We start from the raw sequence: 11790 nt of genomic DNA, 5'->3' as shown, positions 1-11790 counted from the left end.
AATGAATATTTATCTATATCTTTAGGGGTTTTCCTAATAAGGCTTATTAAGAATCTTGTTATGAGAAAAACCTCTAGAGAGAAAGAGGAAAAATACCCTACTTTTTTACTTGGTCTTTGGCTTTGCTCTTCATCTCCTGTAATATAGCCCTTATTGATCGTTATGTAGATTTTGAAAGGGTTATTATGAATATTACAATTACCGATGGTGCCCAAGAATATCTTTCTTCTTTGCTAGAAAAACAAGGTGTAGAAGGTATTGCTGTGCGAATTTTTATCCAGCAACCAGGTACACCTTACGCTGAAACCTGTCTTGCTTATTGTCGTCCGGATGAAGTGAATGAGTCGGATGAGATATTGAATCTGCCTAAATTGAAAGTGTACATCGAAAAAAATTCTGTGAACTTTTTAGATGAGGCCTATGTAGACTATGCGACAGAAAAAATGGGTGGTCAGTTAACCATTAAGGCGCCTAATGCAAAGATGCCGAAAGTAACCTCTGACAGTCCAATTGAAGATCAAATCAATTACGTATTGTATTCTGATATTAATCCAGGTTTGGCTGCCCATGGCGGTGAAGTGAGCCTGCTTGAGGTCATTGATGGTCAGATTGCTGTGCTGAAATTTGGTGGTGGTTGTCAAGGTTGTAGTGCGGTTGACCTTACTCTTAAAGAAGGTGTTGAAAAGACCTTAATGGAGAAAGTTCCAGGACTCACGGCTGTGAAAGATTCAACGGATCATACTGTTACTGATAACGCATTTATGTAAATGTATTTACCGAAGAATTCGGTAAATACAAAAGGGGCACCTCTTGATTGAAGTGCCCCTTTTTTGTTGTGTGCTTTTTAATGCTTATCCGCGTTGGCGTTTTGGTAATACGTCACGCAAGGCATTCGACATTTCTGTCAATGCTTTTTCCGTTGTTTCCCAGTCAATGCAGGCGTCAGTAATAGAGACGCCATATTGTAAATCCTCGAGGTTGGCGGGTACCTTTTGATTGCCCCAGCCAATGTTGCTTTCTATCATTAACCCCATAATGGATTGATTGCCATTAATAATTTGCTGCGTAGCGTCCTCTGCGACGGTGACTTGGCGCTCAGGTTTTTTGCTAGAGTTCTCATGAGAGGTATCTACCATGATATTGACTTTAAGATTGGCTTTTGCCAGCTCTTGCTCTGCTTCTGCAACAAATTTTGTTTCGTAGTTTGGCTTGCCGCCACCGCCGCGAAGTACAATATGTCCGTAATCGTTGCCTTTTGTGTTTACAACAGTGACTTGGCCTTCTTCGTTGATGCCCAAGAAAGAATGCGAGTGAGACACTGATTGCATGGCATTAATCGCAACAGTGAGTCCGCCATCCGTGCCATTTTTGAAGCCAACTGGGCCAGATAACCCTGATGCCATTTCGCGGTGGGTTTGCGATTCTGTGGTCCGGGCTCCAATGGCAGACCAGCTAATGAGGTCTTGGATATACTGAGGTGAAATTGGATCTAGTGCTTCAGTAGCAAGAGGAAGACCAAGTTCGGCTAAATCAATAAGTAACTTACGGCCAATACGAATGCCTTTATTGATATCAAATGTTCCATCTAGATTTGGATCGTTGATTAAACCTTTCCAGCCTACAGTAGTGCGTGGTTTTTCAAAATAAGCGCGCATAATGATGTAAAGCGTATCATCCAGTTTTTCCGCGAGGGCTTTTAGGCGTGTTGCATAATCTAGAGCCGCTTTTGGGTCATGAATGGAGCATGGTCCAATAACGATCGCCAAGCGATGATCTTTTCCATCCATAATGTTTTTGATGATGTCACGTGATTGCGCTACATGGCTGCTAACACTTTCGCTTACGGGCAGCTCTTTCTTTAATTGACTCGGTGTTACCAGAGGGGTAAAGGAGGCAATATTCAAGTCTTCAAGACGTTTGTTACTCATTGCGGGGTTTCCTGCTTTTTTTGCTTTTAGTTATAGCTGCTTACAATATCGTGTTTTTCTCTTTGAATGAACCGCTTAGCTGCGATTTTTTGACTTTTTAGAAGAAAAGATATTTCACGCCAAAAGAGAGTAAGGCGGAGGCTAATAAAGGCTGTAATACATGATTTGGAACATGGCTTGCGATGCGGGTTCCGATATAAATGGTCGGGATGGAGCCGATTAAAAGGGCACCCAGCAAGGTGTAATCAACATTACCCAAGAAAATGTGTCCTGTGCCTGCAACAAGAGTAAGGGGTACGGCATGAGCCAGATCTGTCCCAACAATGTTTTTTGCTCTCATGGCGGGAAAAAGCATCATCATAATAGCCGTGCCTAAGGCTCCAGCGCCCACAGAAGTGAGTGTAACAAGGACGCCTAAAATAAAGCCGCAGATGAAGACAATTTTTGTGCTTTTGCTTTCTGCCATATTGAAGTTGAATGTTTTGGTCAGCTTGGCTCTAAATAGTATAACGATGGCGGTTAAAACTAACATCGCACCTAATGTGCTGGTGAGTATTTCTTGGTAATGATCAGGTTTCTCAAACCTTGATAATGCCCATACTGTAATGAAAGATGCGGGAATGCTGCCTGCAGCCATAGCGAAAACAATTTTCCAATTTACATTGCCGCGTTTAGCGTGCATGACAACGCCAGTGCTTTTAGCCAGCCCTGCATACATAAGGTCTGTGCCAATGGCAATATGGGGTGGGAAGCCGAACATTAACAAAAGTGGCGTCATTAGTGAGCCACCGCCCACTCCCGTGATACCGACTGCTAATCCAACAGCCGCGCCAGCAAAAACATACCAAATAAAATCCATAGAAAGCCACATTAAGGTTATTTAAGCTGGCAACACTAGAGGTTTTTTACTATTCTATAAAGTAATATTTTATTATGTTTTTAACTCTTTTTCGAATAAGGCTCGCAATGAAGTTACAACAGCTTAGGTACATATGGGAAGTGGCGCGTCATGACTTAAATGTTTCTGCGACTGCACAGAGTTTATATACGTCACAGCCAGGCGTGAGCAAGCAAATTCGTCTCCTAGAAGATGAGTTGGGTGTGGAGGTGTTTGCCAGAAGTGGAAAACACTTGACGCACATTACACCAGCGGGTGAAAAAATCATTGCGTTAGCTGGCGAAGTATTGAGTCAGACACAAAATATTAAGCGTGTCGCGAAAGAATTTAGTGACGAACGCAAAGGCTCTCTTGATATTGCAACAACCCACACGCAAGCACGATATGCGTTGCCTAAGGTGATAAATCAGTTTATTGAAGGCTATCCTGATGTCAGTCTGCATATGCATCAGGGTACACCAATGCAGATTGCTGAAATGGCCAATGATGGGGTCGTGGACTTTGCGATTGCAACCGAGGCATTGGAGTTGTTTGGTAATTTAGTGATGTTACCTTGTTATACTTGGAACCGTTCTGTAGTGGTGCCAAAAGGTCACCCTTTAGCGCAGGTTAAAAAGCTCACCTTACAAGCTTTGGCTGAATATCCTATTGTTACTTATGTGTTTGGCTTTACGGGGCGATCTCAGCTAGACCAAGCTTTTCAACAAGCCGATTTGCAGCCAAATGTGGTTTTTACCGCTGCCGACTCTGATGTCATAAAAACGTATGTTCGTTTGGGGCTTGGTGTGGGTATTGTGGCTTCAATGGCCCATGATGCTGTGCAAGACGCCGATTTGGTTGCTTTAGATGCCTCTCATCTTTTTGCTGATAGTTGTACGAAAATTGGTATTCGAAGCAGCACATTTATTCGAGGTTATATGTATAGGTTTATTGAGTCGTTTGCCCCGCATCTGACAAAAGATTTGGTGATGGCGGCGATGGCGGCAGGAAACCGACAAGAGGTTGAATTGTTATTTAAGGATATTGAGCTTCCAAGGCACTAACGTTAAGCGCCTTTTTAGGCGTGTAGGGTGTTAAAAAAGCCGCCGCAGAATGTCTTGTGCGACGGCTTTTTTATTGGTTTCGGATGGATCAAAAAGATTATTTTTGCAATGTTATTGCCATTTCAGCAATGCGCTTTCCTTGCGCTTCGCAGAGTGCTTTTTCATCATCTGTCAAAGCGGTTTCGTTGGTGCTATTTGCTAGGTGACTGGCGCCATAAGGGGTTCCGCCAGCCGTTGTGTTAATCAGTTCTTTGTTTTTATACGGAAGGCCAAGCCAAACCATGCCATGATGCAGTAATGGTGTCATCATGCTGTGAATACACTGTTCTTGTCCGCCGTGCATGGTGCTCGCACTGGTAAAGCCGCAAGCGGGTTTGTCTATCAATCTTCCCGTTAGCCATAATGTCGAAGTTTGATCGATAAAATGTTTTAGTGGGGCGGCCATGCTACCAAAGTAGGAAGGTGAGCCGATAGCAAGCCCAGCACAGTCTGCGAGTTCTTCCAAGGTGCAATAAGGGGCGCCTGCATCGGGCAGGGCAGGTGATGCGATTTTTGTCGTGTCGGAAACCTCTGGAACTTGGCGTACCTTTGCCTCGATGCCATTAATTTTGTTAATACCACGAGCGATATGTTTTGCCATTTCGGCGACTGAGCCGTGACGACTGTAAAATAAAACTAATACGTAAGGTGACTGGGTCATTCCGTACTTCCTTGTTAATTAAATAAAGTCAAAACATCTTCAGGTGGTCTGCCAATTTTTGCTTTATTGTTGTGTATGACGATAGGGCGTTCTATTAAAATTGGATGGGAATGCATGGCTTGAAGGCATTCTTCGTCTGTTGAGTGTGCGCTTAGACCAAGTTCTTTGAATATGGCTTCTTTTGTGCGCATGAGTGCCAGCGGTGCTATCTCGAGCTGGGTCACAAGTGTTTTGATTTCTTCTAGGTTGGGTGTGTCTTGCAAATACAGGCGGATAGTAGGCTGAATATTATTTTCTTCGAGCAGTTGTAGGGTTTGTCGAGATTTAGAACAGCGAGGATTGTGGTAAATAGTCGTCATGCGGGGCTCCTTTGTGGCGGGAATAAATAAGCCTGACAGAAGCGGATGCCTCTGTCAGGCCTGTCGATTTTATTTTTTGCTTAAAATAAAATCGACAGCATCGGCAATTGCGATGTCTTCGTTCTCACCTGCTTTGCGGTATTTGTATTCTAGCGTGCCTTTTTCTAGGCCTTTATCGCCAACAACTAAGCGATGCGGAATGCCTAGAAGTTCGCAATCAGCGAACTTAACGCCTGGGCGTTCTTTGCGGTCGTCTAGTAATACGTCTAAGCCTTTTGCTTTAAGTTCAGCGTATAAGCGATCACATTCTGTTCGTACTGCTTCGGATTTGTCGTAATTCATTGCCACGATGACAATATCAAATGGCGCAATGCTTTCAGGCCATAAAATACCTTTTTCATCGAAATTTTGTTCGATTGCTGCCGCCACGATACGAGAAACGCCAATGCCATAACAGCCCATGTGCATGACTTGCGCTTTGCCATTTTCATCTAAAACCGTGGCTTTAAGTGCTTCAGCATATTGTTGGCCTAGTTGGAAAATATGACCCACTTCAATGCCGCGTTTGATGACAATGGTGCCTTGACCATCTGGCGATGGGTCACCTTCTACAACGTTACGGATATCAGCAATGTCAAATGCCGCACAATCGCGTTCCCAGTTTAAGCCAGTGAAGTGGTAGTCGTCTTTGTTTGCGCCAGCACAAAAATCGGACATGACAGCAGCCGAGCGATCTGCAATAACGCGGATGCCTTTTTCTGCTAGGCCTTTTGGTCCAATGGAGCCAGGAGCGCAGCCTATTTTCGCTATAATGTCGGCTTCATCGGCAAATTCAAAAGGAGAGAGGATGCCGTTTAGTTTTTCTACTTTGATTTCGTTGATATTGTGGTCGCCACGTAACACAAGAGCAACAATTGTTGGTTGATTGTCTTCGTCAATAGCTTTTACTAGCATGGTTTTAACTGTGCTAGTAACGTCGAGTTGTAAGAATTCAGCCACTTTTTGGATGGTTTTGCAGTCGGGCGTAAATACTTCTTTTATTTCTTGAGTTGGAGCGTCGGCTTTTTGTTTTAAGCAAATCGCTTCGGCAAGTTCAATATTGGCGGCAAAATCTGAGGAATCGCTAAAAGCAATGTCGTCTTCGCCAGAGTCTGCTAGTACATGAAACTCATGTGAGTATGCACCACCAATGCTGCCTGTATCAGCGCGAACAGGGCGATAGTCTAAACCAATGCGATCAAAAACGTTGCAGTACGCTTGGTGCATGACATCATACGTTTCTTGTAGTGATTCAGCGCCGACGTGAAAAGAGTATGCGTCTTTCATGCAAAACTCGCGAGAACGCATTACGCCAAATCGAGGACGAACCTCATCGCGGAATTTGGTCTGTATTTGAAAGAAATTCATGGGTAGCTGTTTATAGCTAGTCAATTCATTGCGTGCCAGTTCGGTAATAACTTCTTCATGGGTTGGGCCAAGGCAATAGTCGCGGCCGTGGCGGTCTTGTAGGCGAAGAAGTTCTGGACCGTATTTTTGCCAGCGTCCAGTTTCCTGCCATAACTCTGCAGGTTGAACGCCAGGCATGATCACTTCAAGTGAGCCGGCTTTCTCCATTTCGTCACGAACAATGTTTTCAACTTTGCGGAAAACTTTTAGACCAGTCGGCAACCATGTATATAAGCCTTTAGAGACTTGACGAATCATGCCTGCGCGAATCATCAGTTGGTGGCTGGTAACAACCGCATCCGTTGGGGCATCACGTAGTGTGGAAAATAAATAATTGCTTGCGCGCATAATAATGTTTGTACTTTAAGGTTAGGTGATTAATGTTAAGTTGCAGATTAAAGTGTAATCATAAAACTAAGCGTTCTAGCCTGCAAAGCGAGGCTCAATTTGGCCTTTTACATTGGTTTCAATAGCAAAAATCCCGCCCGCTTCTGGGAACTGCTTTAGTTCCTCTTCAGTTTGTGCGCCACGACAAGTACTCACAAATAACGTCTGCATATCTGTGCCGCCAAACGCAACCATAGTTGGGTAGGTGGCAGGAACGGGATATTCTTCTAAAATCTTCCCTTGAGGGCTAATTTTAACAACGCGTTGGCCTTGGTAAAGCGCTGACCAGTAGTTTCCTTCACTATCAACAGCGGCACCATCTGGTCGGCCGTTACCACGAGGAAATTCAATGAAGATGCGTTTATTTGTTGCGACACCGCTTTCTAAGTCATAATCAAATTGATAAACCACATGGTTCGGCGTGTCAGAGTAGTACATGATCGTGTTGTCAGGAGAGAAGGCTAAGCCATTAGATGTCCATGCAGCTTGATCTATAAGCGTTTCTTTGCCTTGACTAAACTGATGCAAGGCGCCATTGAAAGCATCTTTCGGTGAGTACATTGTGCCCGCTAGGAAGCGTCCTTTTGCATCACATCGACCATCGTTAAAGCGTGTGGTTTTTTGATCATAAGAAGCGAGCCAGTAGGGTTTCAAGTCGGCATTAAAATGTTCAAATGTGTAAACGCCAGAACGAAACGCAGCGACAAAGCCTTCGTGCTCGTCTAGAGAAAAACAGCCTATTTCTTCATCAAATTTACGATGTGCTAGGCTTTTGGATTTTGTGTCATAGGCGTATAGTATGAAAGAATCTATATCGACAAAATAGAGCGTTTGAGTACGTTCGTCCCAACGAGGACATTCGGCTAATTTTGCTTGTGCATTTACAGCGCACTGCATATCAGTCATGCGGGCTCCAAGTCTCTGAGAGTTTTAGAAAATAGGATGCTATAGTGCTTATTAAAGCCTTTTTTGTAAATAGGAAGATGTAAAGATGTTTGAGTTAGATCCAGTATTGAGTCGTGATTCCATTCTTGTTGGGCACTTTTCGCTGTGTCAGCTTCGTCTCATTAATGATGCTCAGTTTCCTTGGTTTATTTTGGTACCTCAAAGAAATGATATTACTGAAATATATCAACTGGTAGAGGAAGATCGTCAACAATTGATGGCAGAAAGTTGCCTTTTGGCGGAAACGCTTCACGATGCTTTTTCCGCCACTAAGCTTAATATTGCCGCTATTGGTAACCAAGTGCCACAGCTGCATGTGCATCATATTGTACGTTATAAAGCAGATCCATGCTGGCCAGGACCAGTTTGGGGAAAATTGCCGGCTGTTCCATATGGAAAGGAAGACTTGGCTGAAATATTGCAAAAGGTTTATTCGTTGTTGAGTGATGATTTGACGTTGCCGAGCAACGATGCAGAACGCTATTACTGAATAAATATCTTAACTTATAATCTATACTGAGTGAAAATTAGCCAACTTGGAAAGCATGTTTTATGAGCATCAGTAAAAGGAAGAAGGCCATACAGAAAGTGGTTAAATTATTAAATTTAGCCACTTCAACTAATTCAAGTGAATCTGTTATGGCTTTGCGTCATGCGGAGTCGCTAATTAGGCAGTATCAGGTTGCTCAAAGAGAGTTGCCTATTCTGCAGTTGTGTGACCGTTCCATGCTTTATCGTGTGAGTTGGGGTGGGGCTGCGCCACGCCATCAAAAAGAGAGTACGGTTAAGTCGCCTTCTGAGGGTTCGGTTTATCAGCGGCGTTTTAGTGAAAAAAATAGTGATGCTAGCAGGGCGTATGAATCGGCTCGCACTATTTTGGACGATATAGACTTGTCAGGTTACCAAGAGCCTGAAGAGATGCTTCGCGATTCATTTAATGCTGATGACGTTGACGATGTTGAAATTGAGAGCGAATGTTTTAGTGTCGATGGTGTAGTGCCGGAAAATATATTGGAAGGTGTGGAAATGGCAGCTCAGTCTGTTGTGAACGATGGGGGACAAGATAGCTCAACTACTTATACGTCCAGTGACAATGTTATTAACGCGGCAAAGGCTTTTCGTCCCGACGGGTATGAGTTTACTGAAACGCTTAAAACGCAATATGCAACCAGCAACCCAAATGTGCCATTTGTTGAGGATGGCTATTGGTCTAAAGTGTATGAAAAGCTTGTTGATTTTGATGAGATCAAGGTTCAAGCGGACATAGAGGCGTTAAATCAGCAGCTTCTTCTGGCTCAAGAGAATTTGCAGCTCAAGAAAAAGAAACGCTATGAGCATGAGCAAAATGAAGTTCAGGAGCGCTCGGAGCGAGCTCGTATTGAGCAGAGTTTTGAAGAGGCTATTGAACGTGCTTTTCAAGCTAGAGCTAAATCTTACGAGGCTTGGGAGAGTAGTTGCACCAAAGTTCGTATGGAACGTTTGAAAGAAGAGCAAGAGGCTGTTCAAGGGTATGATGCTATTAGTCATGCTTTAGCCAAAAACAAAGAGTCCTTTAGGCAGCATTTGCAGCGTAAAGAGGACTATAGAGCGGCGAAAATTATGCACGAGCTGCGTCGGCATCTTGTGTTGGCTGTCTCTGTTGGTGCAGAAGCAACGGCATCATACGAGAAAGTCATTGATATTATGTCAAATAATGGCTTGTCTCTTAAGGATTTAGAATTTTCAGATATCAAAAATAAGAGTTTGTTTATTCGATTGCTGGAGCGCGAATCAGCCAGTATTGCGGATGTGCATGCAAGGGAAGCGCATACGGAAGAAATGTTGGATAAATTCCTAACGTCTAGCCAGACAAAAAAAGAGTCGCGAACATCTGAAAACCCGATACAGCATATTCAGCGTTTGCTTATCGCTGCGAGTGAAGGAGGGCAGTTTGAAGCCCAGAAAAATCTAGAGCAAGTGACTTACTTGATGGAGGTTAACGGCATAGGTGTTAGGGATATCGGTTACGGCTTCATTAAAAAATATTCGGTTTTTATTCGGTTGATCAATTGGGAGGCTGAGAGAATTTCTTCCCTGCCGGAGCGTGAGAAGTTTACCGCTCAAATTTTAGAAGAGTACATTCAGCATTCGGTACAAAAACCGAAGTCGGATAGAGAGCAAAAAGCTAACCGTTAATGATCTTAGGTGTAGTGCGCCAAATTTTTCCTCTATATACCCCTCATTCATTTGATTGATGAGGGGTATATTTTTTTAAAACCCACCTTAATGCTTTCCTTGCAGGGCTGCATCTTTTACCATTTCGTTTTCGATTTAATCGTGAGACTCGGCAGGAGAGAAGCATGAGCATTATTAAAGAAGATGATCTGATTGATAGCGTTGCAGACGCGTTGCAGTTTATCTCTTACTATCACCCTTTGGATTTTGTAAAAGCAGTACATGAAGCTTACGAGCGAGAAGAAAGTAAGGCTGCGAAGGATTCGATGGCACAAATTCTTATTAACTCTCGTATGTGTGCAGAAGGTAAGCGTCCAATCTGTCAGGATACCGGTATTGTTACTGTATTTGTTAAGATAGGAATGAATGTGCAATGGGAGAGCACAAGAAGCGTCACTGATATGATTAATGAGGGTGTGCGCCGTGCTTATCTTCATCCAGATAACGTCTTACGTGCTTCTATTCTCGCTGATCCTGCTGGCGCTCGTAAAAACACCAAAGATAATACGCCTGCTGTGATTCACATGGAGGTCGTGCCTGGTGATACGGTTGAAGTTCACGTCGCTGCTAAAGGTGGTGGTTCTGAGAATAAATCCAAACTGGCCATGTTGAACCCTTCTGATGATATCGTTGAATGGGTTAAGAAAACAGTTCCTACTATGGGGGCGGGTTGGTGTCCTCCAGGTATGCTTGGCATAGGTATTGGTGGTACAGCAGAGAAAGCCATGGTGATGGCGAAAGAATCTTTGATGGAGCCAATCGATATCCACGAATTGAAAGCTCGTGGCCCTCAAACTCGTGTTGAAGAGCTTCGTCTGGCTATTTTTGATGCAGTGAATAATTTAGGTATCGGTGCGCAAGGCCTCGGTGGTTTGACAACGGTTCTTGATGTGAAAATCATGGATTATCCAACGCATGCCGCTTCTTTACCTGTTGCTATGATTCCAAACTGTGCCGCTACTCGTCATGCGCATTTTGTGCTTGATGGTTCTGGTCCTGCAGATTTAGTTCCACCGTCATTGGATGATTGGCCAGAAATTACTTGGGAGGTCGGTGAGAGTGTTCGTCGAGTAGATTTGAATACCATTACACCGGAGCAGGTTAAGGAATGGCAGCCTGGCGAAACGATTTTGTTAAATGGCAAAATGCTGACGGGTCGTGATGCCGCGCATAAGAAAATGGTTGAGATGATGGCCAACGGCGAAGAGCTTCCTGTTGATCTTAAAGGGCGTTTCATCTACTACGTAGGTCCTGTTGATCCAGTAAGGGATGAGGCGGTAGGTCCTGCTGGTCCAACGACGGCGACTCGCATGGATAAGTTTACTCGCACCATTTTGGATAAAACGGGCTTGCTTGGCATGATTGGTAAGTCTGAGCGTGGTCCTGTAGCCATTGAGGCGATTAAAGAGTTTGGCGCTGTCTACCTTATGGCTGTTGGTGGCGCGGCTTATTTGGTATCTAAGGCGATCAAAAAAGCAGACGTGGTGGCCTTTCCGGAATTAGGGATGGAGGCTATCTACGAATTTGATGTTGTCGATATGCCAGTCACTGTGGCGGTAGATACCATGGGGACGTCTGTGCATATTACTGGGCCTGCTGAATGGAAAGCGAAAATTGAAGCGCAAGCGCTCGAAATAAAATAGTCGATTTTAAAAAAGGCTATATTAAAAGTTTTAAAAAAGTCACTGCGTTGATCGGCGCAGTGACTTTTTTGTTTTCGTAGTGTTTTTTTGTTTGCAAAGTGGTTGCATAGATATAAATAGTCTGTATTATACACGACCTCAGCCGCACAATGTGTGCGGTGACGCTCTTTAAAATAGATAATCAGATAATTTGTGTGGGCGCTCGCTGGAGGCTTCAGAAGATCATC

The 11790-nt window shown here is 43.8% G+C and carries 11 protein-coding genes; 5 read left to right on the top strand and 6 right to left on the bottom strand.

Annotation, left to right across the window (positions count from 1 at the left end):
* Positions 1 to 185 precede the first annotated feature (185 nt).
* A complete protein-coding gene (nfuA, locus tag DK187_RS03580) occupies positions 186 to 767 on the top strand; it encodes a Fe-S biogenesis protein NfuA (RefSeq protein WP_111605977.1) in 582 nt (193 codons plus the stop codon).
* Between the two features lie 84 nt (positions 768 to 851).
* Here the strand turns inward: nfuA and DK187_RS03575 are convergent, their stop codons facing one another.
* Entirely contained in the window at positions 852 to 1928 is a 1077-nt protein-coding gene (locus DK187_RS03575) for a 3-deoxy-7-phosphoheptulonate synthase (RefSeq protein ID WP_111605976.1), read from the bottom strand.
* A 97-nt stretch (positions 1929 to 2025) separates the two neighbouring features.
* Complete coding sequence (locus DK187_RS03570) at positions 2026 to 2787, bottom strand: sulfite exporter TauE/SafE family protein (protein WP_111605975.1); 762 nt, start codon at positions 2785 to 2787, stop codon at positions 2026 to 2028.
* 107 nt (positions 2788 to 2894) lie between these two features.
* Between DK187_RS03570 and cysB the strand changes: the two genes are divergently transcribed.
* The gene (cysB, locus tag DK187_RS03565) at positions 2895 to 3869 is read left to right on the top strand and encodes an HTH-type transcriptional regulator CysB (protein ID WP_111605974.1); all 975 of its coding nucleotides are present in this window, start codon (positions 2895 to 2897) and stop codon (positions 3867 to 3869) included.
* 97 nt (positions 3870 to 3966) lie between these two features.
* Here cysB and wrbA read toward each other — a convergent pair whose 3' ends face one another.
* From wrbA to DK187_RS03545, 4 genes are all read right to left on the bottom strand, one after another.
* Positions 3967 to 4569, bottom strand: coding sequence for an NAD(P)H:quinone oxidoreductase (gene wrbA, locus DK187_RS03560; RefSeq protein WP_111605973.1), 603 nt, complete (start codon positions 4567 to 4569; stop codon positions 3967 to 3969).
* Between the two features lie 14 nt (positions 4570 to 4583).
* Positions 4584 to 4928 (bottom strand): arsenate reductase (glutaredoxin), encoded by a 345-nt coding sequence (gene arsC / locus DK187_RS03555; RefSeq protein ID WP_111605972.1) that lies wholly within the window; start codon positions 4926 to 4928, stop codon positions 4584 to 4586.
* A 69-nt stretch (positions 4929 to 4997) separates the two neighbouring features.
* A complete protein-coding gene (locus DK187_RS03550; protein ID WP_111605971.1) occupies positions 4998 to 6722 on the bottom strand; it encodes a proline--tRNA ligase in 1725 nt (574 codons plus the stop codon).
* A 75-nt stretch (positions 6723 to 6797) separates the two neighbouring features.
* Entirely contained in the window at positions 6798 to 7667 is an 870-nt protein-coding gene (locus DK187_RS03545; protein WP_111605970.1) for an SMP-30/gluconolactonase/LRE family protein, read from the bottom strand.
* Between the two features lie 85 nt (positions 7668 to 7752).
* Between DK187_RS03545 and DK187_RS03540 the strand changes: the two genes are divergently transcribed.
* From DK187_RS03540 to DK187_RS03530, 3 genes are all read left to right on the top strand, one after another.
* Positions 7753 to 8196, top strand: a complete 444-nt coding sequence (locus DK187_RS03540) for an HIT domain-containing protein (RefSeq protein ID WP_111605969.1) — start codon at positions 7753 to 7755, stop codon at positions 8194 to 8196.
* Between the two features lie 62 nt (positions 8197 to 8258).
* A complete protein-coding gene (locus tag DK187_RS03535) occupies positions 8259 to 9881 on the top strand; it encodes a DUF2786 domain-containing protein (protein WP_111605968.1) in 1623 nt (540 codons plus the stop codon).
* Between the two features lie 164 nt (positions 9882 to 10045).
* Positions 10046 to 11563: a fumarate hydratase gene (locus DK187_RS03530; RefSeq protein WP_111605967.1), complete on the top strand. Its 1518-nt coding sequence runs from the start codon at positions 10046 to 10048 to the stop codon at positions 11561 to 11563.
* Positions 11564 to 11790: the final 227 nt, after the last annotated feature.

Origin of the sequence: Marinomonas arctica (genome assembly GCF_003259225.1) — a bacterium.
In the GTDB taxonomy this organism is placed as follows: Bacteria; Pseudomonadota; Gammaproteobacteria; order Pseudomonadales; family Marinomonadaceae; genus Marinomonas; species Marinomonas arctica.
This window is presented reverse-complemented; position numbering and strand designations above follow the sequence as displayed.

Bases quoted from the DNA above. Each gene is read 5' to 3' on its own strand.
- nfuA (WP_111605977.1), top strand. From the start codon at position 186: ATGAATATTACAATTACCGATGGTGCCCAAGAATATCTTTCTTCTTTG.
- DK187_RS03575 (WP_111605976.1), bottom strand. From the start codon at position 1,928: ATGAGTAACAAACGTCTTGAAGACTTGAATATTGCCTCCTTTACCCCT.
- DK187_RS03570 (WP_111605975.1), bottom strand. From the start codon at position 2,787: ATGGATTTTATTTGGTATGTTTTTGCTGGCGCGGCTGTTGGATTAGCA.
- cysB (WP_111605974.1), top strand. From the start codon at position 2,895: ATGAAGTTACAACAGCTTAGGTACATATGGGAAGTGGCGCGTCATGAC.
- wrbA (WP_111605973.1), bottom strand. From the start codon at position 4,569: ATGACCCAGTCACCTTACGTATTAGTTTTATTTTACAGTCGTCACGGC.
- arsC (WP_111605972.1), bottom strand. From the start codon at position 4,928: ATGACGACTATTTACCACAATCCTCGCTGTTCTAAATCTCGACAAACC.
- DK187_RS03550 (WP_111605971.1), bottom strand. From the start codon at position 6,722: ATGCGCGCAAGCAATTATTTATTTTCCACACTACGTGATGCCCCAACG.
- DK187_RS03545 (WP_111605970.1), bottom strand. From the start codon at position 7,667: ATGACTGATATGCAGTGCGCTGTAAATGCACAAGCAAAATTAGCCGAA.
- DK187_RS03540 (WP_111605969.1), top strand. From the start codon at position 7,753: ATGTTTGAGTTAGATCCAGTATTGAGTCGTGATTCCATTCTTGTTGGG.
- DK187_RS03535 (WP_111605968.1), top strand. From the start codon at position 8,259: ATGAGCATCAGTAAAAGGAAGAAGGCCATACAGAAAGTGGTTAAATTA.
- DK187_RS03530 (WP_111605967.1), top strand. From the start codon at position 10,046: ATGAGCATTATTAAAGAAGATGATCTGATTGATAGCGTTGCAGACGCG.